27 protein-coding genes are annotated in these 25,003 nt (G+C 55.8%); 13 read left to right on the top strand and 14 right to left on the bottom strand.

Translation table 11 applies throughout. The features are described from left to right. Positions 1-199 precede the first annotated feature (199 nt). Entirely contained in the window at positions 200-1,432 is a 1,233-nt protein-coding gene (locus tag MWU61_RS17185) for a putative DNA modification/repair radical SAM protein (RefSeq protein WP_247129694.1), read from the top strand. Further along, complete coding sequence (locus tag MWU61_RS17180) at positions 1,432-2,913, top strand: UdgX family uracil-DNA binding protein (RefSeq protein ID WP_247129693.1); 1,482 nt, start codon at positions 1,432-1,434, stop codon at positions 2,911-2,913. Before MWU61_RS17185 ends, MWU61_RS17180 begins: the two co-directional genes overlap by 1 nt. A gap of 6 nt (positions 2,914-2,919) precedes the next feature. Here MWU61_RS17180 and ychF read toward each other — a convergent pair whose 3' ends face one another. Further along, complete coding sequence (ychF, locus tag MWU61_RS17175) at positions 2,920-4,017, bottom strand: redox-regulated ATPase YchF (RefSeq protein WP_247129692.1); 1,098 nt, start codon at positions 4,015-4,017, stop codon at positions 2,920-2,922. 102 nt (positions 4,018-4,119) lie between these two features. On the opposite strand from ychF, the gene MWU61_RS17170 reads away from it, so the two are divergent. Together MWU61_RS17170 and MWU61_RS17165 are read left to right on the top strand one after the other, a co-directional pair. Beyond that, a complete protein-coding gene (locus MWU61_RS17170; RefSeq protein WP_247129691.1) occupies positions 4,120-4,527 on the top strand; it encodes a VOC family protein in 408 nt (135 codons plus the stop codon). A 76-nt stretch (positions 4,528-4,603) separates the two neighbouring features. Then, complete coding sequence (locus MWU61_RS17165) at positions 4,604-5,767, top strand: alpha-hydroxy acid oxidase (protein ID WP_247129690.1); 1,164 nt, start codon at positions 4,604-4,606, stop codon at positions 5,765-5,767. On the opposite strand, the gene MWU61_RS17160 is transcribed toward MWU61_RS17165, so the two are convergent. Next, a complete protein-coding gene (locus MWU61_RS17160) occupies positions 5,764-6,915 on the bottom strand; it encodes an MFS transporter (protein WP_247129689.1) in 1,152 nt (383 codons plus the stop codon). The two genes, MWU61_RS17165 and MWU61_RS17160, sit on opposite strands and share 4 nt — an antisense overlap. Positions 6,916-7,107: 192 nt before the next feature. Between MWU61_RS17160 and MWU61_RS17155 the strand changes: the two genes are divergently transcribed. The 4 genes from MWU61_RS17155 to MWU61_RS17140 all read left to right on the top strand — a co-directional run bounded on the left by MWU61_RS17155 (position 7,108) and on the right by MWU61_RS17140 (position 10,111). Beyond that, positions 7,108-7,749, top strand: coding sequence for a 50S ribosomal protein L25/general stress protein Ctc (locus tag MWU61_RS17155; RefSeq protein WP_247129688.1), 642 nt, complete (start codon positions 7,108-7,110; stop codon positions 7,747-7,749). Between the two features lie 151 nt (positions 7,750-7,900). Continuing rightward, positions 7,901-8,578, top strand: a complete 678-nt coding sequence (gene pth, locus MWU61_RS17150; protein WP_247129687.1) for an aminoacyl-tRNA hydrolase — start codon at positions 7,901-7,903, stop codon at positions 8,576-8,578. Further along, positions 8,575-9,726, top strand: a complete 1,152-nt coding sequence (locus tag MWU61_RS17145) for a serine hydrolase (RefSeq protein WP_247129686.1) — start codon at positions 8,575-8,577, stop codon at positions 9,724-9,726. Before pth ends, MWU61_RS17145 begins: the two co-directional genes overlap by 4 nt. Position 9,727: 1 nt before the next feature. Next, the gene (locus tag MWU61_RS17140; protein ID WP_247129685.1) at positions 9,728-10,111 is read left to right on the top strand and encodes a DUF2237 domain-containing protein; all 384 of its coding nucleotides are present in this window, start codon (positions 9,728-9,730) and stop codon (positions 10,109-10,111) included. Here MWU61_RS17140 and MWU61_RS17135 read toward each other — a convergent pair. From MWU61_RS17135 to ihfB, 3 genes are read right to left on the bottom strand one after another with little or no spacing between them, the layout of a single operon-like run. Then, complete coding sequence (locus MWU61_RS17135) at positions 10,101-10,745, bottom strand: phosphoribosylanthranilate isomerase (protein WP_247129684.1); 645 nt, start codon at positions 10,743-10,745, stop codon at positions 10,101-10,103. The genes MWU61_RS17140 and MWU61_RS17135 overlap by 11 nt on opposite strands. Then, a complete protein-coding gene (locus MWU61_RS17130; protein ID WP_247129683.1) occupies positions 10,745-11,107 on the bottom strand; it encodes a LapA family protein in 363 nt (120 codons plus the stop codon). Before MWU61_RS17130 ends, MWU61_RS17135 begins: the two co-directional genes overlap by 1 nt. Positions 11,108-11,120: 13 nt before the next feature. Then, a complete protein-coding gene (gene ihfB / locus MWU61_RS17125; protein ID WP_247129682.1) occupies positions 11,121-11,402 on the bottom strand; it encodes an integration host factor subunit beta in 282 nt (93 codons plus the stop codon). Between the two features lie 647 nt (positions 11,403-12,049). Between ihfB and MWU61_RS17120 the strand changes: the two genes are divergently transcribed. Beyond that, positions 12,050-12,310, top strand: a complete 261-nt coding sequence (locus MWU61_RS17120; RefSeq protein ID WP_247129681.1) for a hypothetical protein — start codon at positions 12,050-12,052, stop codon at positions 12,308-12,310. A gap of 39 nt (positions 12,311-12,349) precedes the next feature. Here MWU61_RS17120 and MWU61_RS17115 read toward each other — a convergent pair whose 3' ends face one another. Both MWU61_RS17115 and rpsA read right to left on the bottom strand, forming a co-directional pair. Next, entirely contained in the window at positions 12,350-13,393 is a 1,044-nt protein-coding gene (locus MWU61_RS17115; RefSeq protein ID WP_247129680.1) for an alcohol dehydrogenase family protein, read from the bottom strand. A gap of 138 nt (positions 13,394-13,531) precedes the next feature. Further along, on the bottom strand, positions 13,532-15,196 hold the full coding sequence (rpsA, locus tag MWU61_RS17110) for a 30S ribosomal protein S1 (RefSeq protein ID WP_247129701.1): 1,665 nt from the start codon (positions 15,194-15,196) through the stop codon (positions 13,532-13,534). A 338-nt stretch (positions 15,197-15,534) separates the two neighbouring features. On the opposite strand from rpsA, the gene MWU61_RS17105 reads away from it, so the two are divergent. Beyond that, entirely contained in the window at positions 15,535-16,755 is a 1,221-nt protein-coding gene (locus MWU61_RS17105) for a hypothetical protein (protein WP_247129679.1), read from the top strand. Between the two features lie 38 nt (positions 16,756-16,793). On the opposite strand, the gene MWU61_RS17100 is transcribed toward MWU61_RS17105, so the two are convergent. Continuing rightward, positions 16,794-17,456 carry a hypothetical protein gene (locus MWU61_RS17100; protein WP_247129678.1) on the bottom strand — a complete coding sequence of 221 codons (663 nt, stop codon included), beginning with the start codon at positions 17,454-17,456 and terminating at the stop codon, positions 16,794-16,796. Positions 17,457-17,639: 183 nt separating this feature from the next. Between MWU61_RS17100 and MWU61_RS17095 the strand changes: the two genes are divergently transcribed. Beyond that, positions 17,640-18,866 carry a hypothetical protein gene (locus tag MWU61_RS17095; RefSeq protein WP_247129677.1) on the top strand — a complete coding sequence of 409 codons (1,227 nt, stop codon included), beginning with the start codon at positions 17,640-17,642 and terminating at the stop codon, positions 18,864-18,866. Positions 18,867-18,922: 56 nt separating this feature from the next. Here the strand turns inward: MWU61_RS17095 and MWU61_RS17090 are convergent, their stop codons facing one another. Beyond that, positions 18,923-19,231, bottom strand: a complete 309-nt coding sequence (locus MWU61_RS17090) for a hypothetical protein (protein ID WP_247129676.1) — start codon at positions 19,229-19,231, stop codon at positions 18,923-18,925. Positions 19,232-19,388: 157 nt separating this feature from the next. Between MWU61_RS17090 and MWU61_RS17085 the strand changes: the two genes are divergently transcribed. Continuing rightward, the gene (locus tag MWU61_RS17085; protein ID WP_247129675.1) at positions 19,389-19,802 is read left to right on the top strand and encodes a hypothetical protein; all 414 of its coding nucleotides are present in this window, start codon (positions 19,389-19,391) and stop codon (positions 19,800-19,802) included. Next, the gene (locus MWU61_RS17080) at positions 19,799-20,383 is read left to right on the top strand and encodes a hypothetical protein (protein ID WP_247129674.1); all 585 of its coding nucleotides are present in this window, start codon (positions 19,799-19,801) and stop codon (positions 20,381-20,383) included. Before MWU61_RS17085 ends, MWU61_RS17080 begins: the two co-directional genes overlap by 4 nt. Here MWU61_RS17080 and MWU61_RS17075 read toward each other — a convergent pair. The 5 genes from MWU61_RS17075 to metK form a co-directional block, all read right to left on the bottom strand. Further along, entirely contained in the window at positions 20,380-20,898 is a 519-nt protein-coding gene (locus tag MWU61_RS17075) for a hypothetical protein (RefSeq protein WP_247129673.1), read from the bottom strand. The two genes, MWU61_RS17080 and MWU61_RS17075, sit on opposite strands and share 4 nt — an antisense overlap. Before the next feature lie 68 nt (positions 20,899-20,966). Continuing rightward, on the bottom strand, positions 20,967-21,578 hold the full coding sequence (locus MWU61_RS17070) for a d(CMP) kinase (protein ID WP_247129672.1): 612 nt from the start codon (positions 21,576-21,578) through the stop codon (positions 20,967-20,969). After that, positions 21,575-22,927, bottom strand: a complete 1,353-nt coding sequence (gene aroA / locus MWU61_RS17065) for a 3-phosphoshikimate 1-carboxyvinyltransferase (RefSeq protein ID WP_247129700.1) — start codon at positions 22,925-22,927, stop codon at positions 21,575-21,577. Before aroA ends, MWU61_RS17070 begins: the two co-directional genes overlap by 4 nt. Positions 22,928-23,034: 107 nt before the next feature. Then, positions 23,035-23,748: a tRNA (guanosine(46)-N7)-methyltransferase TrmB gene (gene trmB / locus MWU61_RS17060; protein WP_247129671.1), complete on the bottom strand. Its 714-nt coding sequence runs from the start codon at positions 23,746-23,748 to the stop codon at positions 23,035-23,037. Positions 23,749-23,817: 69 nt separating this feature from the next. Beyond that, positions 23,818-24,999 carry a methionine adenosyltransferase gene (gene metK, locus MWU61_RS17055; RefSeq protein WP_247129670.1) on the bottom strand — a complete coding sequence of 394 codons (1,182 nt, stop codon included), beginning with the start codon at positions 24,997-24,999 and terminating at the stop codon, positions 23,818-23,820. Positions 25,000-25,003: the final 4 nt, after the last annotated feature.

The raw sequence follows: 25,003 nt of genomic DNA, 5'->3' as shown, positions 1-25,003 counted from the left end.
AACCTGTGCACAAGCCGTGCACTGGCGATGTCGGGAAGTCAGTGTGAATGACGCGCACGCCCTATCCCGGTTTGCGCAACGCGGCTGCGATCGAAGCAGGCCGCCCAGCCACCCAGATCCGTTTGAATTGACTGTGCTAAATTGCCTCGCCTGCGTTCTTGTTCTTGCTCTCCACGAAGCGAGAACATAACATGAACACATGGCGCAACTTGATCTCCAAAAGAAACTCGCGATTCTGAGCGATGCGGCCCGCTACGATGCGTCTTGCGCGTCGAGCGGGACGACCCGTCGTGACAGCACGAAAGGCGGGCTTGGCTCTACCGAAGGGTCCGGTATTTGCCATTCTTATGCCCCTGATGGGCGCTGCATCAGTCTGCTGAAAATCCTGATGACGAACTTCTGCATCTATGACTGTGCGTATTGCATTAACCGTGTTTCATCGAATGTGCAGCGCGCGCGCTTTACGCCAGATGAGGTCGTGCAACTGACAATCGAATTCTACCGGCGCAATTATATTGAAGGGTTGTTTTTGTCGTCTGGTGTGATCCAGAACCCCGATAAGACGATGGAAGATATGGTCGAAATCGCGCGGCGATTGCGTCAGGATGAAGGGTTTAAAGGGTACATTCACCTTAAAACGATCCCCGATGCAGATCAGGCGCTGATTGATCAGGCTGGACTTTATGCGGATCGTTTGTCGATCAATGTGGAACTGCCGACGGATCGGGCCGTGCAGGCCTATGCCCCCGAAAAATCGCCGGCGACGATCCGGCGAGCGATGGGCAAGGTGTCGGACAAGCGGGCCGCCCAAAAGGATCGGTCTTATCGCGGGAAACGTCCCACAAAATTTGCGCCTGCCGGTCAGTCGACGCAGATGATCGTGGGGGCGGATCAATCGACGGATGCGACGATTTTGGGCCAATCGACATCACTGTATCAGGGCTACAAATTGCGCCGCGTCTATTATTCGGCATTTTCCCCGATCCCTGATGCCACTGCAAAACTGCCCTTGGTGAAACCGCCGTTGATCCGCGAACACAGGCTGTATCAGGCGGATTGGTTGCTGCGGTTTTATGGGTTTGATGTGGGTGAGATTACGGCGGCGCGGAGTGATGGGAACCTCGATCTTGAGATTGATCCGAAACTGGCGTGGGCCTTGCAAAACCGCGCCTTGTTTCCTGTGGACGTGAATACCACATCCCGCGAGATGTTGTTGCGCGTACCGGGTTTCGGGACCAAAACTGTGGGCCGCATTCTGCAGACCCGCCGCCAACGGACGTTGCGCTACGAAGACCTGTTGCGTTTGGGCGCATCGGTGAAGAAGGCGCAGCCGTTCATCACCGCATTGGGGTGGACACCGGGTGCGATGACAGATGCGGCGAACCTACGCGCGCGCTACGCCCCGCCACCGGAACAACTGACGTTACTGTAATGCATTCGATTTCGATCCCGATGATTGGCACGGATACCGCGTGGCGTGATGCGGCACGGCGGTTGCTGGCGGCGCGTGTGAAACCGGATGACGTGCTGTGGGATTTTGACGGACAGGCCCCGCAACTCTTTGAAAGCACGGCAGACCTGCCTGCCCCACGGCGTGCGGTGAAAGTGTCAAAGGATTTTGTCGAACTTGCCAATGTTGTCGTCTGGCACAAGGATCCGCAACGGTTTGCCCGCCTTTATGCGCTACTGTGGCGGCTGAAAGATACGCCTGGTCTGATGGCAGATCGCGCCGATCCTGATCTGGCGAAACTGCGCCAGATGGAAAAGGCGGTCCGGCGGTGTCAGCACAAGATGAAAGCCTTCGTGCGGTTCCGCGATCTGCGCAGTGACGGGCCGCGCCGCAGCTTTGGCGCGTGGTTTGAACCCACGCATCACACGATGGAACCGACCGCGCAGTTTTTCGTGCGCCGCTTTGGCGATATGGACTGGATGATCGTGACGCCGACGGTCACGGCAAAATTCACCGATGGGACGCTGACGCTGCACCCGGGTGACGAAAAGCCCGAACTGCCGGAAGACGGGGCAGAGGCGCTTTGGGGCACCTATTTCTGCAACATCTTCAATCCCGCGCGGGTGAAAATCAGCGCGATGACGTCCGAGATGCCCAAGAAATACTGGAAAAACATGCCCGAGACGCAGTTCATTCCGGGCCTTATCGCGGATGCCGAAGAAAAAGTGCGCAAGATGCAGGATGCGGGGCCCACCCTGCCGCCTGAACGGATGGCTGCGATCCGCGAACAGTTGAAGCAATCGGCACAGCCAGCAAGCTGGAATATGTTGGACGCCGACCTGAACGGCTGCACCCGTTGCCCGCTGCATGCCCCCGCCACGCAGGTCGTGAAAGGCAGCGGTCCACGTGATGCGGCGTTGATGATTGTCGGCGAACAGCCCGGTGATCACGAAGACATGCAAGGTTTGCCGTTTGTGGGGCCTGCTGGTCAGCTCTTTCGCGGCTTGGCAGCACAAGCGGGCCTTGATCCGGACGCCGCTTACATCACGAACGCCGTCAAACATTTCAAATTCAAACCAACCGCGAAACGTCGTTTGCACGTGAACCCTACCGCGTCAGAAGTAGACCATTGCGCGTGGTGGCTGCGGTCAGAGGTGGCGTTGGTGAAACCAAAACTGATCATTGCGATGGGGGCATCCGCCGCGCGGGCCACGACAGGCAACGGGAAAGATATCACGCGACGGCGCGGCACCGTCGAGGTGGGCACCGATGGCCTGCCTGTGTTCCTGACGGTGCACCCATCGCACCTATTGCGCCTGCCAGATGCGGATCGGGCATCGGCAGAGGCTGCGTTTATCGCGGACCTGAAAACAGCAACGGGGCACCTTTTGCAAAGCGCCCCGTCTGTCATGCATATCACTGAAACCATACGTGCCGAAGGGTCCGACATCGCAGCGGAATAAGCCGTTTTAGGTGTTGAACAAGAAGTGCAGCACGTCGCCGTCTTTGACGATGTAGCCTTTGCCCTCTGCGCGCATTTTGCCTGCTTCTTTCGACGGCTGTTCGCCGCCCAAGGTTACGAAGTCGTCGTAGGCGATGGTTTCAGCGCGGATAAAGCCGCGTTCGAAATCACCGTGAATGACGCCTGCGGCTTGCGGTGCGGATGTGCCTTCTTTGATGGTCCATGCGCGTGCTTCTTTTGGACCGACGGTGAAGTATGTCTGAAGGTGCAGCAATTCGTAACCTGCGCGGATCAGACGGTCGAGACCGGCTTCTTCCAGACCCATTTCGCCGAGGAACATTTCTGCCTCATCAGCTTCAAGCTGGGAAATTTCTTCTTCGATCCGTGCAGAAATCACGACGTGGGAATTGCCCTGCTTCGCCGCCATTTCACCAACGCGGTCGGATTGGCTGTTGCCAGTGCCTGCTTTGTCTTCTTCGACGTTGCAGACGTACAGAACGGGCTTGGTGGTCAGCAGTTGCAGCATTTTCCACTGCTTTGCGTCGTCTTCGTCGATCTGCACAGTCCGCGCAGGTTTGCCGTCTTCAATCGCTGCTTTTGCGAGTTCGAGCAGACGCACCTGATCGACAGCTTCTTTGTCGCCGCCGCGCACTTTGCGGGTCAGGTTTTGCAGACGCTTTTCAATGCTTTCGAGATCGGCGAGCATCAGCTCAGTTTCAATCACATCCGCATCTTCGACCGGATCAACGCGGCCTTCGACGTGGGTGATGTCGTCGTCTTCAAAACAGCGCAGCACGTGGGCAATTGCGTCACATTCACGGATGTTCGCGAGGAACTGGTTGCCCAACCCTTCACCTTTGGACGCGCCTTTGACGAGGCCCGCGATGTCGACAAACGTCATCCGTGTCGGGATGATTTGCTTGGACCCAGCTATCCCTGCCAGCGTGTCGAGCCGAGCATCAGGCACAGCCACGTCACCGACGTTTGGTTCGATTGTGCAGAACGGAAAGTTCGCCGCCTGCGCCGCTGCTGTTTTTGTCAGCGCGTTAAACAGGGTCGATTTGCCAACGTTTGGCAGACCCACGATACCCATTTTGAAACCCATTGCAGCACTCTCCGGTTTTGCGTTCCCGCGCTTCTAGGCAGCAACGCTGTGCGCTGCAAGCCAGACTTATGATACGATCACATCATTACAGGAGGAAAAGCGATGAAAATGTGCCCATACCTGACGTTCGACGGAACCGCGCGTGACGCCTTGACGCTTTATGCCCGCGCCTTGGGCGGTGAATTGGCGGAGGTCCAACGGTTCGACGAGATGCCCGAATCCGAGGGAAAGTTCCCGCCCGAGGTCGGCGCGCGGCTGGCGCATGGTCAAGTCCGGTTCGGCGGACAGGTCATTATGGTGTCCGACACGATGGGCAACGATCCGTTTCCGGGCCATCACGGTTTCAACATTCAGACAAATTGGGACACGTTGGAAGAAGCGAAGACCGCATTCGAAATTCTGTCCGAGGGTGGCGAGGTGATCATGCCGCTCGCGCCGACGTTCTGGGCCAGTGCGTTTGGAATTTGTCGGGATCGGTTTGGCGTTGGGTGGATGTTTAACAGCGACTAGCGGGTCTGTGGTTTGGGGTATTGCCAGAACCATGCCTGATTGGTAAGAAATGTGCACCAATTTGAGGAATATCCCAATGCCCGTGATTACGAACATCGAAGACCTAAAGCGTATGCACAAACGCCGTACCCCGAAGATGTTCTATGATTACGCCGAAAGCGGCAGTTGGACCGAACAGACGTTCCGCGAAAATACGACCGACTTCGAAAAGATCAGGCTGCGTCAGCGTGTTGCCGTCGATATGGCCGATCGGACCACGAAAACCACGATGATTGGTCAGGATGTTGCAATGCCTGTGGGGCTTGCCCCTGTCGGGTTGACTGGCATGCAATGCGCAGACGGCGAAATCAAAGCCGCGAAGGCCGCCGAAAAGTTCGGCGTTCCGTTCACACTGTCTACGATGTCAATTTGTTCGATTGAAGATGTCGCTGAGAACACGGAAAAACCGTTCTGGTTTCAGGTCTACACCCTGAGAGACGATGAATTCATGACTCGTTTGATGGCCCGCGCAAAGGACGCAAAGTGTTCTGCCATCATGATCACGCTTGATCTGCAAATTCTGGGACAGCGCCACAAAGACCTGAAGAACGGCCTGACCGCCCCGCCAAAGTTTACGGCCAAGACCATCGCGGACCTCGCGACGAAATGGTCGTGGGGGATCGAGATGTTGCAGACCAAGCGCCGTTTCTTCGGCAACATTGTTGGTCATGCGAAGGAAGTGACAGACCCGTCATCGCTTAGCACATGGACCGCTGATTCCTTTGATCAGTCGCTGGATTGGGCCCGCGTCGCGGAACTGCGTAAGATGTGGGACGGACCTGTGATCCTGAAAGGTATTCTGGACGTTGAAGACGCAAAGAAGGCCGTCGAAATTGGCGCCGATGCGATCATCGTCTCAAACCACGGCGGTCGGCAGTTGGACGGTGCGTTGTCGTCCATCCGGATGCTGGAACAGATCGTCGACGCTGTGGGCGATAAGATCGAGGTTCATCTTGATAGCGGTATTCGGTCCGGTCAGGACGTTTTGAAAGCTATGGCTTTGGGCGCGAAGGGCACCTACATCGGCCGTGCTTTTGTGCATGGTTTGGGCGCGATGGGCGAAGCTGGTGTGACCAAGGCGCTTGAGGTGATCCACAAGGAACTCGACCTGACCATGGCCCTATGCGGGCACCGCGATATCAATACAGTTGATCGCGACACGCTGCTTGTCCCGAAGGATTTTGCAGGCGACTGGACTTAGGTCTTTTTCGCATATTTTGGCAGGCGGGATGCCAACAACGCCAGTGGTGCTGCGGATATCAACAGCAGCGCCACGCTGGCGAAAGCAACCCGTAGCCCGTAGTTTTCCGAGATCAGCCCCATGACCATCGGGGCAAAGAAGAACCCTGAAAACCCTATGACGGCGCAGCGGCTGATCGCTTCGGTCCGCAGGTGTGGCGGGACGACTTTGCCGATCAAGGCAAGCCCCATGGGTCCGATGACCGACACACCAAGGCCCAGCGTCCCAAAGCCCACGTAAGCCATCCAAGGTGACGCAGCGGTTGCCGCAATGATGGCCCCTGCCGCAGAAACCATAGACGCGATGATCACAACCTGCGTTTCGCGGAACCGTTCCGACACCGCCTGCCCCGAGAACCGACCGACTGCCATCGTTATGCCAAGCATCGCGGGGCCAAGCGCGCCTTCGGCGGCACCGCCACCTAGTGTGCGTTCGACGTGCAGTGCGGACCATGCTTCGACCGTGGCTTCGGACATGAAGGCCACCAAAACAATCGCGCCGCACAGCATGATAGGCCAAAGCGGGTATTTGCCTTGGGTGCCGTCATCGGCTTCGACGTCGGCGACCTCCATATTCAGCATCGGCACCAGCAGAATGGCCACCACCCCGAACCCCGCAAAGACGGGTGTGGGCGGCATGCCAGCTTCGCGGGCGATACCGGTGATGACGGCCGACACCGCATAAGCCACAGAGAACATTGCGTGATTGGCGTTCATCAGGGACCTGTTGTGCGCGGCTTCCAATTCGGACACCCGCGCGTTCATCACCACGTCCAGCAACCCCGATGCCAGCCCGACAAAGGCCAACGCAAATGCAAAATAGATTGGTGTGCTGATTTCGCCCGGCACCAACCAGACACAGGCCAGCATCACCGCGCCAACCTGCATACTGCGCGATCCCAAAATGCGGTCAGCACGCGGCGCGATCCACATGGATGACACAAGACCGGTCGCCGACCCCAACAGCAGTATCCCGAACAACCCGTCACTTGCGCCAAGCTGGTCTTTCAACACAGGCACATAAGCCGCAAAACACCCCCAAAAGAGGCCGACAATGACAAAGGCCGCAGCAGGGCGGCGCGAGATACGCAAGGCTGACAAAATTGACATAACGGAACCGTTCGCACCACTCATCCCAATGATCAAGATGAAATGACTGCGGGCATATGCGACATCACACCCATTCTTCTGCATTTTGGGTCGAAAACCCCTTCCCAAGCAGGCGATTCCCCCCTAATAGGCAGGCTTCACCGGATCGCACACCCTTGGAGGGCGGTCCCATTATTACTTTGGAGAATTCTTATGGCTGGAAACATTCCAGATCTCGAAGCTACGGCTCGCGCGGGGACAGGCAAGGGGGCCGCCCGCTCAGCACGTCGCGAAGGCATGGTGCCTGGTGTTGTTTATGGTGGCGGTGCTGATCCAGTTGCGATCAACCTCGACTTCAACAAACTGCTGACACGTCTGCGCAAAGGTCGCTTCTTGGCGACTTTGTTCAACCTGAAAGTCGAAGGTCAAGAAGACGTCCGCGTCATCTGCCGTGGCGTTCAGCGTGACGTTGTTAAGGATCTGCCGATCCACGTTGATTTCATGCGTCTGCGTCAGACATCTAAGGTGAACCTGTTTGTTGGTGTTAACTTCATCAACGCAGAAAACGCACCTTACGCCCCTGCTGGCGGCATGCTGACAATCAACCGGGCTGAGATTGAGCTGCGCGTGACAGCCAACAACATTCCGGAAAGCATCGACATCGATCTGTCCGAAGCCAACATCGGCGACGTGATCACATCCGATAGCGTGACTTGGCCAGAAGGTTCCAAGCCGGTTATCGACCGTGAATTCACAATCGCTGCGATTTCTGCGCCTAAGACTGTTAGCGCGGACGACGAAGAAGAAGGCGAAGCTGAAGCACCAGAAGCAGCAGCTGAGGGCGGCGAAGAGTAATCTTCCCGACTTTTACGATTTCAAAGGGCGTCCCTATGCGGGCGCCCTTTTTGTTTCTTTGGCGTTTTATAAATCCCCGCCGGAGGCTCCCGCCGCCGCGTCACGTGAGAGGTCGCTTGAGCCCCCCGCATTGCATCATTAGGATACCTGCATGAAACTAATCGTAGGCCTTGGTAATCCCGGCACAAAATACGCAGGCAACCGTCATAACATCGGGTTTATGGCGCTTGATCGTATCGCATCTGATCATGGGTTTAGCCCGTGGCGATCGAAATTTCAGGGTCAAGTCTCTGAGGGTCGGCTCGGAAGTGACAAGGTTATCCTGCTGAAGCCTGAAACCTTTATGAACCTGTCCGGTCAATCGGTCGGTGAAGCCATGCGGTTTCACAAGCTCGACCCTGCGGATGTGATCGTCTTTCACGACGAAATTGATTTGGCCCCTGCAAAAGTGCGTGTCAAAACGGGTGGCGGACACGCGGGCCATAACGGGTTGCGGTCTATCCACAGCCATATCGGACCTGACTATGACCGTGTTCGGCTTGGCGTTGGGCACCCCGGCCATAAAGACGCGGTGCCCGGCTTTGTGCTGCGTGACTTTGCCAAGGCTGATCAGGATTGGTTGGACGACGAAATGCGCGGTATCTCCGACGGCATTGATCATTTGATCGCGGGTGATAGTGGCAAGTTCCTGAATGCGGTGGCCTTACGCGTAGCCCCGCCGCGGTCGTCCACAACAAAACCCAAGCCTGAGAAGGCCAAGCCCGCCCCCGCGCCAGAACCCGAAGATACCCGCACCCAAATGCAAAAGCTGATGGATCGCTTCAAATGAAATATCGTCGCATCGCCGCCGCAGTCGTTCTGGCAGCATTGGCGGGCTGCGCCCTGAAATACGAAGAAATCGGTCGCTTGATGGCCGTTCAAAGCCTGTTTTCCGAAGACAAAATCACCAACAATTTCTCGAATATGGGCGCTGCATTTCTGACAGTGCCCGTATCGCGCGGCGAAGGGCCTGTCAGTGAACTGCCCACAGGATCGGCAGCCACGCTGCCTGCCGAAATCGATGCGTTCATCACAGACCGCAACGTCACCGCCCTGCTTGTTCTCAAAAACGGGCAAGTGGTGTTCGAGGATTACTACCAAGACACCGATGCGAACGATTTGCGGATTTCGTGGTCCGTCGCAAAGAGCTTTCTTTCAGCTTTAATGGGCGTGTTGGTAGATGAAGGCACGATCGAGACTATTGATGCGCCGGTCACCCAGTTTGTGCCAAGCTTGATCGGCTCAGCATACGACGGCGCGACGATCAAAGACGTATTGCAAATGTCGTCCGGCGTCATCTTTGACGAAGATTACCTGAAATTCAGCAGCGACATTAACCGCATGGGGCGTATCCTTGCGCTAGGTGGATCGATGGACGGGTTTGCCGAAGGGCTGACCGAAACCTTTGCGCCCGCAGGTCAGCAATGGCAATACGTATCCATCGACACGCATATTCTTGGCATGGTGATCCGTGGTGCCACCGGTCGCACGATCCCCGATCTGTTGAGCGAAAAGATTATCGCGCCGCTTGGGTTCGAGGCAGAGCCGACTTACTTGGTCGACGGATACGACGTTGCATTTGTCTTGGGTGGCCTGAATATCACGACACGTGATTATGCCCGCTTTGGACAAATGATTGCGCAGAATGGTCAGTGGCAAGGCCGGCAAATTGTTCCTGCTGACTGGATCGCCGCCTCTACCCTGCCATCCGCGAATACCGCACCCGGAAATACCGGATATGGCTATCAGTGGTGGATTCCTGTGGGTGCGGCCCCGGGCCAGTTCATGGCGCGTGGCATTTACGGTCAGTACATCTACATCGATCAACCAAGGAACGTTGTCATTGTGTTGAATGCCAGTGACCGCAATTTCCGTTTCGCAGGCGTGAATCGTCAAAACGAAGACATGTTCCGCGCCATCGCAGAAAGCCTAGACTGATATGGAAAAAGACCCCTCATTCAACGTCCTTGGCAGCACGTTGCAGACCTGTTCGCTTGATCCCGTGACGGGCTATTTTCGAAATGGCGCCTGTGACACCTGCGCTGCAGATCAAGGCAGCCACACGGTTTGCGCTGTGATGACCGACGAATTTCTCGCGTTTTCCAAATATGTGGGCAACGACCTGAGCACCCCGCGCCCTGAATTCGGCTTTGCAGGGTTGAAGGCAGGCGATGGCTGGTGCCTGTGTGCGTCCCGCTTCCTGCAAGCCCACCAAGAAGGCTGCGCGCCGCGCGTGAATCTTCACGCTACGCATGTGCGTGCGTTAGAAATCGTCCCGATTGATGTCTTGCGAGATAATGCGGTCGACGAGATCAGCGAGTAGCCGCAGCGACAAATGCGCTGATTAGGGCGGCTGATTTTTCGCCCGGTGCCGTTTCCACACCTGATGACACGTCAACTTGCGGCGCTTTGGTCAGTGCCACTGCTTCGGACACGTTGTCGGGTGTTAACCCACCAGCAAGCATCCACGGCGTCGGCCACCTGCGGTTCGCAATCAGGGTCCAGTCAAATGACAGGCCGTTCCCGCCCGGCAGATCAGCGCTTTTCGGCGGCTTTGCATCGACAAGCAACATGTCAGCCGCCTGTGCGTAATCATCCAGCGCAGGCAGATCGTCAGCATCAGCAACGCCAACCGCTTTCATGACTGGCAGACCATAACGCGCACGCACTTCTGCAACACGTTCTGGCGTTTCAGACCCGTGGAGTTGCAGGACATCAAGCGGCACATCTGCAAGGATCGCATCGAGCAAGGCATTGTCGGGGTTCACGACTAACCCGACCTTCGCAATCCCAATGGGCGCGGATTGCGCCAAGGATGCGGCTTGGGCGATGCTGACGTTGCGCGGCGATTTCGGAAAGAAAACAAGCCCCACGTAATGGGCCCCTGCCGATACGGCAGCATCCATCATGGCCTGATCGCGCAGGCCGCAAATCTTTACACGAGTGTCAGTAGGCATCAGGCTTTGCCGGTCGGGCCTTCGAGCAGAGCAAGCACATCATCTTGATTGCCGCCCGCTTTTTCCGTTTTCAGAGTATCAACTTCGCGCTTCAGCTGGTGCACTTCGCGGGCCTTCTTGCGGCCTTCGACACGAATGCGGTGTTCGCGGATCCATTCCCAGAAGAAACCGATCAAAAGACCAACGCCGACGCTGATGAAAATGATGATGAACATCGGCAGCGATACGTCTGGCGATATCGCCAACATATCAGCCAGCGCGGGTGGCATCGCGCGGACCGTCACAAAGTCACGGTTGGCCAGCCCAACAAGGATCAGAACAAGGGCAACGAGTGCCCAAAAGGCATAACGGATCGTTTTCATCAGTTGTTTACTTTCAGCCGCCGTTGAGACGGTCGCGCAGGAGTTTACCGGTCTTGAAGAAAGGCACGTGCTTTTCTTCTACCTCAACCGATTCACCGGTACGAGGGTTCCGGCCTATTCTCTGATCACGTTTCTTTACCGAAAATGCGCCAAATCCGCGCAGTTCGACCCGATCGCCATTAGACATCGCATCAGTGATCTCTTCGAAAATTGTATTCACAATTTTTTCGACATCACGTTGGTAAAGATGCGGATTTTCGTCAGCGATCTTTTGGATCAATTCGGATCGGATCATGGCAGTGGCCCCCCAAAGGCAGTCAGGCAGTATCCGCAGGTCTATTCCTGCTTTCCGATGACTGTAGCCGCAAAATTCTGTTCACGGAATACACCGACGCGGGGAAATTGTATGAAAATACACCTGATTGGCGGGTTCAGCCCTGCCTGAGCCACATCAAATTACATATTTTCCGGTGTTTTGAGCATCATAAGGCAAGTCACGTTGGCGCATAGGTCCCCGATTCGCAGGTCTGGAACAGTGTTTCGGGGAATGCCCCTGTCGATTTCGCAGTGTTTTTGGGATGCTTAATTTGTTGCATTTTTGCAACAATGTAGATGGGTCATGCGATCGATCGAACTGAGACCCTTGATCGAATCCGCTCCTCCACTACGCATACTGCACTGCAACCACACAACCTAAGGAGGGTATCGCATGTACAATTTCGAACGCTTACATACCCTTTGGGCGAATTTTGCAGTGGCTATGACTCCGTCAGGCGCAGGTTCTCGCGCTTAAAGCCGCATCGGCATTTCGTGCCATCCCATCCCAAAACTTAACAATTTGATCCCCTAATTGGCTGCCGTAGTTTGTCTGCCGTTTGCCGACCGGATCTTCATCAGTAAAGGAACGGTTTCGCATGTGCGCGACCGGAAAACGTGACGACAATGAATGCACTTCCTATCAAAACACCAACACCACAAGAGATCATCGATGATCTGGTTGCCGAATTCGGCATCAAAAAGGTGGTTTTGGCAACTGTCGCAAGGCTGTTCAAGCGAACCCGCCCACCGGACCTTGCAGTTGAAAAGCAGCCCGGTGTTGACGGTTTGAGCGACCGGATGCGGGCAGACATTGGTCTGCCGCCTCAGGATCATGCGCAACAGTTCAAGATTGACCTGATCACCATGGGGCACATGAAGTTCTAAGAAATAGCGCCTCGCCTTTGCGGGCGGGGCGCGATCCACTTAGCCAGAAACGTTCAGAACGAATTTGCCGATGTGACCTTTGTCTTGAAAGTTTTCCTGCGCCTGACCGATGTCACGCAATGGGTAAGTTTGCGCAACCAATGGCGCGATGTCCCCGTTTTCGATCCGCTTCACCAAGTTCCCGAACACCTCTGGTTCGATCACGGTACAGCCAAAGAAACTGAGGTCTTTCAGGTAGAGCGTCCGGACATCCAGTGTCACCATCGGTCCCGCAATAGCACCCGAAACCGCATACCGGCCTTTGGGGCGCAACACGTCAAGCAAAGCAGGCCACGACGGCCCCGCAACAAGATCGATCACAACGTCCACGGCATCTTTGCCAAGTGTCGCGATCAGATCGTCCTTGCGGTCCAACGTCTGTTTGGCACCCAGTTCTTTCAGCGCATCTGCCTTCGCAGCAGACGTGATTGCGATCACCTCTGCCCCGCGCGCCTTGGCCAATTGCACAGCTGCGGACCCGACACCGCCCGATGCACCGGTTACGAGAACAGTATCGCCTGACTTCACAGCCGCACGCGTCAGCATGTTTTCAGCCGTCGAATAAGAACATGGGAAGGACGCAAGTTCGATATCGGTCATGTCCGTTTTCACGGGATGGGCGTAACGCGCGTCCACCTTGGTAAATTCGGCAAACCCACCGTCACATTCGGACCCGAAGTACCATGGCGCCGATTTTGTTTCGCCATCAACGACATGCAAGCAAGGTTCAATCAGGACCCGTTCGCCGATCCGCGCTGGATCAACGTCCGCACCGACCGCAACGATTTCGCCGCAGACGTCTGCGCCCTGCACGCGGGGAAAACCAAGCGGCGTGTCGGACCAAGATGCGTCATCTGCGCCTTCTTTTGCGTACCAACCGATGCGCGTGTTGATGTCGGTGTTATTCACGCCAGCGGCGGCCACGCGGATGACAACGTCGCCCGTTGCCGGTTTTGGTGTTGGCAAGTCATCGCGCCATTCCAGCATTTCGGGACCGCCATGGCCCGTCATAACAACGCCGAACATCGTATCTGGTAAAGTCATCTGGGTCCCCGATCTTGTAACAGACAAGACACCTAACAACGATTGCCCGCCAGTCAATTGATCCAACGCCTGACGCTACCCACAAAAAAGGCCCCGCAATTGCTTGCGAGGCCTTCTTCAAGTCTTAAGGGGTAACGATTACTCGTCGCCGCCCTTCAATGCTGCACCAAGGATATCGCCCAAGGAAGCGCCGGAGTCGGAAGAACCGAACTGCTCGACTGCTTCTTTTTCTTCAGCAATTTCACGTGCTTTGATCGACAGACCCAGTTTGCGTGTCTTGGAGTCGATGTTGGTGACGCGAACGTCGACCTTGTCACCAACGCCGAAACGCTCTGGACGCTGTTCTGCACGGTCACGGGACAGATCGGAACGACGGATGAAGGATTTCATGCCTTCATAGTCAACTTCGATGCCGCCTTCTTCGATCTTAGTCACTTCAACAGTGATGATCGAACCGCGCTTTGTGCCGCCGATTGTTTCAGCGAATGGATCGCCGTCGAGCGCTTTGATGGAGAGCGAGATGCGCTCTTTCTCAACGTCAACTTCAGCAACCTTGGCTTTCACGATGTCGCCCTTGCGGAAATCGCCGATGACGTCTTCGCCGCGGCCTTCCCATGTCAAGTCGGACAGGTGAACCATGCCGTCGATGTCGCCTTCGAGACCAACAAACAGACCGAATTCGGTGATGTTTTTGACTTCGCCTTCAACTTCAGTGCCCTCAGGGAACTGTTCTGCGAAGACTTCCCATGGGTTGCGCTGTGTCTGCTTGAGACCAAGGGAAACGCGACGCTTGGCTGAATCGATTTCCAGAACCATGACTTCGACTTCTTGCGAAGTAGAAACGATTTTGCCTGGGTGTACGTTTTTCTTTGTCCAAGACATTTCAGAAACGTGCACAAGACCTTCAACACCTGGTTCCAGCTCAACGAATGCGCCGTAGTCAGTGATGTTGGTCACGCGACCAGTGTGGACAGATTCCATTGTGTACTTGGCTTCAACAGCGTTCCACGGATCGTCCTGCAGCTGCTTCATGCCGAGGGAGATACGGTGTGTCTCTTTGTTGATTTTGATCACCTGAACCTTGATTGTCTCACCGATTGTGAGGATCTCGGATGGGTGGTTCACACGGCGCCAAGCCATGTCTGTCACGTGCAGCAAGCCGTCTACGCCGCCGAGGTCAACGAACGCACCGTATTCAGTGATGTTCTTAACCACGCCGTCAACTTCCTGACCTTCAGTCAGGTTGCCGATGACTTCAGCGCGCTGTTCAGCACGTGATTCTTCGAGGATGGCACGACGGGATACAACGATGTTGCCACGACGACGGTCCATTTTCAGAATCTGGAATGGCTGCTTAAGCCCCATCAATGGGCCCGCATCGCGTACTGGGCGAACGTCAACCTGAGAACCCGGAAGGAACGCAACAGCGCCGCCCAGATCTACAGTGAAACCACCTTTTACGCGACCAAAGATTGCGCCATCGACGCGCTCTTCGTCAGCATATGCTTTTTCCAGACGATCCCAAGCTTCTTCGCGGCGCGCCATCTCACGAGAGATAACAGCTTCGCCACGGGCGTTCTCAACTTGACGCAAGAACACTTCAACAGTGTCGCCAGCAGCCAGTTCAGCTTCTTCACCAGGGTTTGCGAATTCTTTCAGATCAACGCGGCCTTCCATTTTGTAGCCGACGTCGATGATAGCTTGGCCCGCTTCGATCGCGATAACCTTGCCTTTGACGACCGAACCTTCGCTCGGCGTGTCCATTTCGAAGCTTTCGTTCAAGAGTGCTTCAAACTCTTCCATTGTGTTAGCCATGAGGCGTCGTTTTCCTAACGTTTAGTACTGTGTGGGCCAAGCGGTTGTGTCCGCCGGTCTTGGGTTTCGGTTTGGTCCAAACGTTTGTTTCGAACATAAAACAACAGGGCTGGCGCAAACCAACCCTGCTCGAGTCTCATATCCGCGCCTGTTTCGACGCTTAGACAAGGCGGCGTATAGGCCGAGTTTGCGTTAATAGCAAGGGCCGCGGTGCAAATTCGTAGGGGTTGCATGCAGGTCACATTCCGTCGGTTTCGCGCCCTGCCCGTTTCATTTCCGTCGGGGCAGCATTCCCCTAGGCTGCGTTCCGTCTTATCTGAACACCTATGACGAGTAGTTTATTAATGATGCCTTACGGCCAATCGAACGCGGACCACCATGATGCTGGTCCTGCCTTTACCAGCGATTTTCTGGACGACGACCGTGTCGTGGTTCCGAACGACGGTCATGGCTTTCGCGGCACGCACGGACGTGCGCCCAAACGCCCGATGACCGCCTTTCAGAAAGCCTACGGTCGGGACGTGCGTATCCAGTCACTGGCTTTGCCTGCCGCGGTTCGGTATTTGAAGCATCGCCGTGATCATGACATCGAACAGGTGATTATTCGCAGCGGAGCCAAAGGTGGACGCGCCTTATTGGGGGTCAAGAAGGGCGACCGCGACATTGATGGCATTTTCCGCAGTGCGACCGGCGAAATTTCATTTATCCTCGACAGTTATCTATCACAGGCCCGCGATATTATTGACATCGCGGCACGCAAACGCCGTCCTGTTTCCCGTGTGATGATCCCATTTTTGCATGGCGAAGCAGACAAAGGCACCCCCTACGCGGTCTATCTCGCGGAATCGACCGCGATGATGGACTACGTCGATCAGGCATTTGCCGATATGGACCTGCCCGTTCATTGGTTAATGGCCCAACCGTCTGGTACTTCGCCAACCCATGCCGGCAACGCGTGGCAGAACCGGATGGCTATCCAAGATATCGCGGATACGCGCGAAAACGCGTCCTGCGTGATTGCAAATTACGGATACGAATTGGCTGACGCCGCCCACCTGAATGCCCGCAGCAAGGTCATGGCAGGTGAATTGATCGGGATGCAGGCCGCGGCGATCGACAATGGCCGATATGTGCCGCACATCCGTCCGGATCACGTGACTGCATCGGATAACACAATTACCGTCACGTTCCGCGGCGCACCCAAATTAGAGATCGACCGCACCCGTTTTCCGCAGCCTAGATGCAACTTTGGCTTTCAGGTGATGGGCCAAGCGGTGGATTTCGTGGAGGCCGTCGAGGTAACAGAAGAAGGCGCACTTCGTCTGACCTGTGCCGGTCCGCTGCCTGCGCAGTTTACACTGAACTACGCATTCGCGTCGCGCACCCATGCTGATCCGACAGAAGACACATCCTACCCGTTCGGGCGCGGCTGTTTGCGTGAAGCATGGATTGGTGCGTCGCTTGTTCTACCCGGCGAACAGTTGTTGCGGTGGGTGCCCGGCTTTACGATTGGCGTCCGCAATGAGGCCAAGTCAAAAGCAGCCTGATCGCTGCTTTTGATCTGTCACGCCGCCAAAAGCCTGCGTTAATGGCTGCTGCTGGTTGTGGTGACTGAAGAGCTTGCCGTCACAATGTCAGAGATCATGTCGTATGTACCAGTGTCGGGTTCCAGCGGATCACCAAAGATGGCTTCGTAAAGTTGACCCAAGAACGCATCTTCGTCGCCCACAACGATGACGCCGTATGGGGAATAGCTTGGCACATAGAACCCATAGCGCCACCACAGAACCCACGAGATTTCATCGGAGTTATTGAGCGCACGGAAGGTCCAGTTCGCGGCCTGCGGGAAGTTTTCACCTAGGCCACGCAGCAAAAGATCCTGAATAGCGCCCGGATCATTCAGGGAATTATTGATCAAAGTCTTCGGCAGGACAATCAATCCGGATTCCGAAAAGACGATGGCGCGGATCCCCGTATCGGCGACCGGTTCGACATCTACCGGATAATAGTAGCCGGAGGTATCTTCGTCCGCGACGAGACCCAATGTAGGCAATTCGGGCGGAACCCTATCAACCGGATCGGGTTGAGATTGTCCAATATTCGGTTCTTCGGGGCTAATCGGAGCGTGGGTATCATCAATGCGGATAACGGTCGGCACATCGACGTCATCAATCACCGGTTTTGTTTGCGCGCCACCACAGCTGATCAAGGCAAAAAAGCAGATAGCCGCCAACGTAGGTTTCAACAAAACACACTCCAAATTCAGTTAGTTTAATACTTGTAAACAGATGTCGGATATCCATTCGCGGTTTACAACACAACTGAAAGGTGAAGGGGCGTTGCTGTATTGAACCGCAGACCCACATCCGCATCCGATGTTTTCAAATCTTCGCCTAACTCATGCCCCAAATGTCGGGTCTAAGATCGCGCTATGACGCACAGCATTCTTTTCATGTCCTTCGGACAGTCCAACGCCGACTGTCACAACGCAGGACCCGCATTCGACCGGCCGATCTTGGATGACCCACGGATTGTGTTGCCCAATGACGGTTTCGGGTTTCGCGGTGTCATGGGACGTCCCCGTACCAAAGTGATCGACGGATTTGTGCCGTCTTATGGATTTGATCCCAAATGCCAGTCCAGCGGCGTCGCAACCGCAGTCCGTTTTCTGCACGACGCGAACGACGCCAACATTGGCCAAGTCATCGTCCGCAGCGGCGCAAAAGGAGGCAGACCCCTTGTCGGCCGGATCCACCGAGACCGCGTTATCGAAGGCATCTTTCGCGAACATGACGGTACAGCATCCATTTTGATGCTAAGCATGATCGCGGATATTCAACAGATGGCCGCTGCCGCGGACGAAATGGGACAACCCATTCATCATATGTTCATCCCGTTTTACCACGGCGAGGCCGATCGCAACACGCCCCGCGCGGAGTACATCGCGCTGCTGACCCAGATGATGGATATCATCGACGACGCGGCAAATGATCTTGGCATTCCAACGACATGGCTTTTGACCCAAGCGTCCGGTACCGCGCCAATGCACAACGGAAACGCGTGGGAAAACCGGTTAGGTATCAAAGATATCGCTGATATTCGTCCGAATGCCGCGTTTGCCAACGCCAATTATGCGATGCCGCTTTTCGATTCCGCGCATTTGGATGCAACTGGCAAAGTGCTTACAGGCGAACAAGTTGGTCGATGCGCCGCCCGCATTCACAATGGGCAAATGCCACCCGCGCCTATCGCGCCGATATCGGCGACCACCGACGGATGTTCTATTCATGTGCAGCTACGCACCCCTGCAACGACCGTCATTGACCGCGAATGCGTCCCTGCACCGCGATTTACCGATGGATTTGAGGTCACTGGCCAAGCCGCCGATTTCGTCCAATCAATCACCCCAACCGCAGATGGCCATTTGACATTGATCTGTGCTGGTCCGGTGCCTGCGGGATGTCAGCTTAACTACGCATATTCCCGACGTACGCATAACGACCCGACAGAAGACGTGCTTTACCCGTTTGGTCGGGGATGTTTGCGTACGACGCAAAGCGTTGCGTCGCTGATTTTGCCGGACCGCGAATTGCACGATTGGGTGCCGGCCTTTTCGATTGACGTCACACACCCCGACGCCGCTGAACAAGCTGCATGATATGGTGACGGCGCCTGCCACTGCGTTTTATGTGACGCAGTGACAGGCCCTATGCCTTAATCCGTAGCGGCAGCTGTTGTTACGCTGCTCACTGCAACAGTCGTGGTCGTCACTGCGACGATAAGATCAACAATCTCGTCCGCTTGTTCCTGTAGATCACCGGCCAATTCCGTATCGATGATGTCGCGAATTTCGTCTTCATTTTCGATAATGATTGGAATGATTTCATCAGGTAGATCATCCACGATATTTTGAGGCTGGCCCGTCGTGCCCCCGTTGGAGCCGCCCATACAACCCGCCAGCATGACAATCGCGACCGCACCCGTCGCTTTGGTCAAAACATTGCCCATTTTTGAAAAAGCCATTTCAATATTCCTTTTATTTTCACTGCGACGTAGGCTTACGAGCAACCTGTAAACAAAGGCTCTACCGATGGTGGGTCGTACAAAAGTTTACGTAAAAACTTGCAAGCCGCCCAACATTCCAGCAGTGATTGTGCACGTGGAAATCAGGAGCACCGCAATGACACTTAATGAAGCAATGGCCGAATTTGGACCGTCGTGGTTGCGGGTCTGGTTGCCGCTTTTGATGCTGGGCGGGTTCGTTGCACCGGTGGTTTTGATCTTCTGGAGCAAGACCCGTGTGATCGGGATCATTTCGATTGTCGCCAGCCTGATCGCTGCCTTTGCCATCGACTATATGTATAAGCAGATGGGCTACGTGAAATTGCTTGGCCTGCCGCATATCATCATATGGACCCCTTTGATTGTTTACCTGATCATGCAAAATCGGCGTCACGATTTCCCGACATGGCCGAAACGTATTCTGACCTTCATGATTGTCATTATCGGGATTTCGCTGGTCTTCGATTACGTTGATGCGGTCCGTTATTTCTTGGGCAACACCATGCCACTGGTGATGTACGACCCTGCGTGACCGCCCTTTCCACAGGATTGGCGCTGATTTGGTTTGCAGGCTTTTGGCTGCTGACCCGCGACAAGGCGCCGAACCTGTGGCGGCTATTCATCGGGATGATTGCCTGCATTATTGGCGTCGGCATCGCCGCCGCGGGGATTTGGCCAATGATCACAGCGGGCTATCCAGACGATAGTTACTGGACGCTTGGCATCGCGGGGCGCGCGGGCGCTCTTGGCATTAGTCTATTTGGGATGGTGGGCGTGTTCTGGCTGTTCGCGGTCAAGACGCGGATCATTTCATCACTCAGGACGCAGGTGTCCGGCACAGCATGCGCATTGTTCGATATCGCAATCGGCATGTTGGTCTTTGGTGTGGTCCTCACGGTATCGCCGCAGGTCTTTTACACCTTTTATCAGTTCATCTTTGAAGGCTTGCCATCGCAATGGGTCATCGACGGCCTGTTCGACACGCCCCATTTGCAGGCTATCGCGACGTTTCAGGCCAACGCTAATCTTGCCGATCATATTGCGGGTGTCGTGCTGTGGGCCATCGTCCCGTTTACAGTCTGGCTACACCTGCAACACTGGTGGCGCGGCTAGATATCTTGGCCTTTTTCGAGCAATTCTTCGAGCAGTTGCGCCTGAAGCCCAGAACTATCCCCTGCCCCGAATTGCGCAGCACCTGATGTGTAAAGACTGCCGTAGGTCTGGGCCACGTTGACGGTCTGGGCGATACCCGAAATCAGCTGATCACGTTCCAATTCACGAAGCGGATGGATGAAAACGCCCCACAACCGCCCCATCGCAATCGCGTAACGGGCATCAAGTGCGCTGTCGAAGTTGGCTTGCAGAACGCGTTCCATTTCTTCGGATGTCATGCCTTCGACAGACGAAATCGGCACCATTGCACGCATCCGGTTCGCGCGGACGTCGGCGACGATCAGGACGGGCACATCATCAATGACGAATTCCAGACCATTGGGGGTGACATTCGCATCTTCGTCCAGCACCTGCACAATTTCGGCCAGGCGTTCCATCGTCATATGCGGTTCCGCCTCTTGGGCGGCAAGCGGCGTGGCGGTCAGCAGTGCTGCTGTGATCATGGCGCGAAACATCGGGGTCTCCTTCGGGTTATCCAAAGGCTAGCCAGATATTGTCACGCTGGCGACCAAAATGACTGTGATCAATTGTGACGGGCTGTGTCCACTGCTGAAATCGCGGCCGCAATGGCCTGTTCAACCGACATATCGGACGTGTCGATCAAAGTCGCATTCTCAGCCGCGACCATCGGTGCTGCGGCACGTTCGCTGTCACGTTTATCGCGTTCCTGCACATCGGCAAGCACGCCTGCGGGCGTCACATCGTGGCCTTTGCCAGCCAATTCTTTATAGCGCCTTTCAGCACGACACGCTGCTGATGCCGTGACGAACAGTTTCACATCCGCATCAGGGCAAATCACGGTGCCGATATCACGACCGTCCAAGACAGCCCCGCCATCGCGGGCGGCGAATGTGCGTTGAAAATCGACTAACGCGGCGCGAACTTCGGGGATCACGGCGACTTCGCTTGCCGCTTGTGCGACAGTAGCGGTGCGCAGGCTGTCGTCTTCTAGATCCGACGGATCAAGCGTCTGGGCCGCATCAATCGGTGATTGTCCTGCGATCACCTTTACACCGACGGCGCGGTACAACAGGCCAGTGTCCAAGTGGGCAAACCCGAAATGGGCTGCAACCGCCTTGGAAATCGTGCCTTTGCCAGCTGCAGCAGGCCCATCAATCGCGACCGTAAACGTCATGCGTTCGACCGAACCAGCTGTGCGCCAAGTGCGCCCATCAGGCTTTCAAAAATCGGGAAGGACGTGGCGATTGGCGATCCGTCATCTACGGTCATCGGTTTGTTGGACGCCATGCCCATGACCATAAAGGCCATCGCGATCCGGTGATCCAGAACGCTGGCCACCGTGACACCGCCCGGCACGTTGCCGTGGCCCAGACCGGTGACCTTCCACCAGTCATCGCCTTCATCGACGGTGACACCAGCGGCACGCAGGCCTTTGGCCATTGCGTCGATCCGGTCGCTTTCCTTGACGCGCAATTCTTTGACGCCCTGCATGTCGGTCACACCTTCCGCGAAGGATGCAACGACCGACAACACTGGATATTCGTCGATCATGCTGGCCGCACGTGCCGGTGGCACAGCGATCCCTTTGAGGTTTGGCGAGAACTTCGCGCGTAGGTCAGCAACGGGTTCACCGCCTTCTTCTCGCATATTCTCATATGTCAGGTCCGCGCCCATTTCCTGCAACGTGGTGAACAGGCCCGCACGGGTCGGGTTCAGTCCAATGTTCGGGACAAGCACGTCGGACCCCGGCGTGATGATCGCCGCACACACAGGAAACGCGGCAGAGGACGGATCGCGCGGCACGATGATATCCTGCGGTTTCAGTTCTGGCTGGCCGGTCAGCGTGATCACGCGCCCTTCATCCGTTTCTTCAACAGTCAGTTCAGCGCCGAAACCTGCAAGCATCCGTTCAGTATGATCGCGGGTTGCTTCTTTTTCGATCACGACAGTCTGGCCGGGGGCATTGAGCCCTGCCAGCAGAACGGCGGATTTCACTTGAGCGGATGGCACCGGCACGACGTAACGCACAGGCAATGGATCAGCTGCACCGACCAAAGTCATCGGCAAGCGGCCACCGGTGCGGCCAACAGTCTGCGTGCCAAACAGGGCCAGCGGATCGGTGACGCGGTCCATCGGACGGCTGTTCAGCGACGCGTCGCCCGTGAACGTCACGGTGATCGGGCTGGTCGCCATCGCGCCCATGATCAAACGGACGCCAGTGCCGGAATTCCCGCAGTCAATCACCTGTTCAGGTTCCGCAAAACCGCCAACACCTACGCCGTGAACGGACCATTCGCCGCCGCCGTGATCTGTGACCTCTGCACCAAAGGCACGCATGGCTTTCGCGGTATCCAAAACGTCTTCGCCTTCCAGCAACCCTGTGATGCGGGTTTCACCGACTGACAATGCGCCCAAGATCAACGACCGATGCGAGATCGACTTGTCGCCCGGAACATTGGCCTCGCCTGTCAAAGGCCCACAAGGGCGGGAAGTCATTGGAATGGGTGTGCCGTGGCCAGACATGCTGCGCTCCGTATTATGTGTCAAACGCGTCTACCTTAGGTCGCCCATTGGGTCCACAACGCGTTATTTCTTTTGGCTTCAAATATCCCCGCCGGAGGCTCCCGTCCTCAATTCCGGCAGAACGTCATATAGTGTGGCGTCCGGTCTTCGCGGATCGCTTTTTGCTCGTAACGGGTGGAATGCCAGTCGTCCCAAGCGACGCGCCAGTCTTCTGGACCTTCAGCGGTCCATGTGAAACCGGCCTTTGGCACTTCTTCCATCGTCTGACGCACGTAGTCTTTGATGTCTGTCGCCACACGGAATTCTGCACCGGGTTTCAGGACACCGTGCAAGGGCACGAGATGTTCTTGCGTTACAAACCGCCGACGGTGGTGACGCTTTTTGGGCCACGGATCAGGGTAGTTCAGGAACACCTTAGAAATCGATTCCGGCGGGAGCACGTCAAACAGATCACGCGCATCACCCGGATGCACCGCGAGGTTCGACACGCCAGCCCTGCGGATTTTACCCAGCAGCATCGCCACACCGTTCAGGTACGGTTCACAGCCGATCAAGCCGATGTCCGGATAGGTTGCGGCCATATGCACCATATGTTCACCACCGCCGAAGCCGATTTCGAGCCAGATTTCTTTGTCACCAAACAAAGAGTCCAGATCAATCGGGGTCCGGTCCGGGTTTACATCCCAGTCAACAGCACCCGGTGACAATGCGGCGAGATCCTCATCAAGATATTCTTGCTGGGACGACCGCATGGTTTTGCCTTTGAAGCGACCATAAAAGTTGCGCCAAGGGGCGCCGGAGGGGTGTTTGTCTTGTGTCATGGGCTGCGATGTAACAAGGGCAGACCGCTTGCGCAATCTGCCCTGATATTCGTCTCGTGAAATTGCGGCTTAAACGGCAGCTTTCAGGGCATCAACCAGATCGGTTTTTTCCCAAGAGAACCCACCATCTGCATCAGGTGCACGACCAAAGTGGCCATAGGCCGCTGTCCGTGCATAGATCGGGCGGTTCAGTTGCAGGTGTTCACGAATGCCGCGTGGTGTCAGGTCCATCACTTCGGCAATCGCTTTTTCGATCTCCGTCTCGTGTACCTCACCGGTGCCGTGCAAATTCGCGTAGATCGACAGCGGCTTGGCCACACCAATCGCATAGGATAGCTGGATCGTGCATTTTTCAGCCATACCAGCAGCCACAACATTTTTCGCGAGATAGCGTGATACGTAGGCCGCAGAGCGGTCAACTTTGGTCGGATCTTTACCGGAAAACGCGCCGCCACCATGCGGGGCCGCACCACCGTATGTGTCCACGATGATTTTGCGACCCGTGAGGCCTGCATCGCCGTCAGGACCACCGATGACGAAGGTCCCTGTCGGGTTCACCCACCATTTGGTTTCTGGCGTGATCAGACCGTCAGGCAGCACGTCGCGGATGTAGGGTTCGACGATCGCACGAATGTCGTCGCTTGTTTGTGTTTCGTCAGAGTGCTGCGTGGACAGAACGATGGATGTGACTTCAACCGGCTTGCCGCCAGCGTAGCGCAAGGACACCTGGCTTTTCGCGTCAGGGCGCAATGTTGGTTCAGTGCCATCTTTGCGCACTTCGGCCAAACGCCGCAGGATCGCGTGGGAATACTGGATCGGGGCTGGCATCAGTTCTTCGGTTTCAGTTGTGGCGTAACCAAACATGATCCCTTGGTCGCCGGCGCCTTCTTCTTTGTCCACAGCCGCATCGACACCCTGCGCGATATGCGCGGATTGTTCGTGCAAAAGGTTTGTGACCTTGCACGTTGCGTGGTGGAATTTGTCTTGCTCGTAGCCAATGTCCTTGATGGCGCCGCGCACGATGCCTTCAACCTGACCCATGTATTCTGTCAGCTTACTTTTATCGGACAGGCCAACCTCGCCGCCAACAACGACACGGTTTGTCGTTGCGAATGTTTCACAGGCGACCCGCGCCTCTGGTTCTTCTGCAAGGAACGCATCCAGAATGGAATCTGAAATACGGTCGCAAACCTTGTCAGGATGCCCTTCGGAAACGGATTCCGAAGTGAAAATATAGTCTTGTCTGGCCATGAGA

The sequence above is a fragment of the Loktanella sp. F6476L genome (assembly GCF_023015725.1).
GTDB lineage: Bacteria > Pseudomonadota > Alphaproteobacteria > Rhodobacterales > Rhodobacteraceae > Yoonia.
This window is presented reverse-complemented; position numbering and strand designations above follow the sequence as displayed.

Excerpts from the sequence above, each read along its gene's own strand:
- MWU61_RS17185 (WP_247129694.1), top strand. The coding sequence starts at position 200 with ATGGCGCAACTTGATCTCCAAAAGAAACTCGCGATTCTGAGCGATGCG.
- MWU61_RS17180 (WP_247129693.1), top strand. The coding sequence starts at position 1,432 with ATGCATTCGATTTCGATCCCGATGATTGGCACGGATACCGCGTGGCGT.
- ychF (WP_247129692.1), bottom strand. The coding sequence starts at position 4,017 with ATGGGTTTCAAAATGGGTATCGTGGGTCTGCCAAACGTTGGCAAATCG.
- MWU61_RS17170 (WP_247129691.1), top strand. The coding sequence starts at position 4,120 with ATGAAAATGTGCCCATACCTGACGTTCGACGGAACCGCGCGTGACGCC.
- MWU61_RS17165 (WP_247129690.1), top strand. The coding sequence starts at position 4,604 with ATGCCCGTGATTACGAACATCGAAGACCTAAAGCGTATGCACAAACGC.
- MWU61_RS17160 (WP_247129689.1), bottom strand. The coding sequence starts at position 6,915 with ATGTCAATTTTGTCAGCCTTGCGTATCTCGCGCCGCCCTGCTGCGGCC.
- MWU61_RS17155 (WP_247129688.1), top strand. The coding sequence starts at position 7,108 with ATGGCTGGAAACATTCCAGATCTCGAAGCTACGGCTCGCGCGGGGACA.
- pth (WP_247129687.1), top strand. The coding sequence starts at position 7,901 with ATGAAACTAATCGTAGGCCTTGGTAATCCCGGCACAAAATACGCAGGC.
- MWU61_RS17145 (WP_247129686.1), top strand. The coding sequence starts at position 8,575 with ATGAAATATCGTCGCATCGCCGCCGCAGTCGTTCTGGCAGCATTGGCG.
- MWU61_RS17140 (WP_247129685.1), top strand. The coding sequence starts at position 9,728 with ATGGAAAAAGACCCCTCATTCAACGTCCTTGGCAGCACGTTGCAGACC.
- MWU61_RS17135 (WP_247129684.1), bottom strand. The coding sequence starts at position 10,745 with ATGCCTACTGACACTCGTGTAAAGATTTGCGGCCTGCGCGATCAGGCC.
- MWU61_RS17130 (WP_247129683.1), bottom strand. The coding sequence starts at position 11,107 with ATGAAAACGATCCGTTATGCCTTTTGGGCACTCGTTGCCCTTGTTCTG.
- ihfB (WP_247129682.1), bottom strand. The coding sequence starts at position 11,402 with ATGATCCGATCCGAATTGATCCAAAAGATCGCTGACGAAAATCCGCAT.
- MWU61_RS17120 (WP_247129681.1), top strand. The coding sequence starts at position 12,050 with ATGAATGCACTTCCTATCAAAACACCAACACCACAAGAGATCATCGAT.
- MWU61_RS17115 (WP_247129680.1), bottom strand. The coding sequence starts at position 13,393 with ATGACTTTACCAGATACGATGTTCGGCGTTGTTATGACGGGCCATGGC.
- rpsA (WP_247129701.1), bottom strand. The coding sequence starts at position 15,196 with ATGGAAGAGTTTGAAGCACTCTTGAACGAAAGCTTCGAAATGGACACG.
- MWU61_RS17105 (WP_247129679.1), top strand. The coding sequence starts at position 15,535 with ATGACGAGTAGTTTATTAATGATGCCTTACGGCCAATCGAACGCGGAC.
- MWU61_RS17095 (WP_247129677.1), top strand. The coding sequence starts at position 17,640 with ATGACGCACAGCATTCTTTTCATGTCCTTCGGACAGTCCAACGCCGAC.
- MWU61_RS17090 (WP_247129676.1), bottom strand. The coding sequence starts at position 19,231 with ATGGCTTTTTCAAAAATGGGCAATGTTTTGACCAAAGCGACGGGTGCG.
- MWU61_RS17085 (WP_247129675.1), top strand. The coding sequence starts at position 19,389 with ATGACACTTAATGAAGCAATGGCCGAATTTGGACCGTCGTGGTTGCGG.
- MWU61_RS17075 (WP_247129673.1), bottom strand. The coding sequence starts at position 20,898 with ATGTTTCGCGCCATGATCACAGCAGCACTGCTGACCGCCACGCCGCTT.
- MWU61_RS17070 (WP_247129672.1), bottom strand. The coding sequence starts at position 21,578 with ATGACGTTTACGGTCGCGATTGATGGGCCTGCTGCAGCTGGCAAAGGC.
- aroA (WP_247129700.1), bottom strand. The coding sequence starts at position 22,927 with ATGTCTGGCCACGGCACACCCATTCCAATGACTTCCCGCCCTTGTGGG.
- trmB (WP_247129671.1), bottom strand. The coding sequence starts at position 23,748 with ATGACACAAGACAAACACCCCTCCGGCGCCCCTTGGCGCAACTTTTAT.
- metK (WP_247129670.1), bottom strand. The coding sequence starts at position 24,999 with ATGGCCAGACAAGACTATATTTTCACTTCGGAATCCGTTTCCGAAGGG.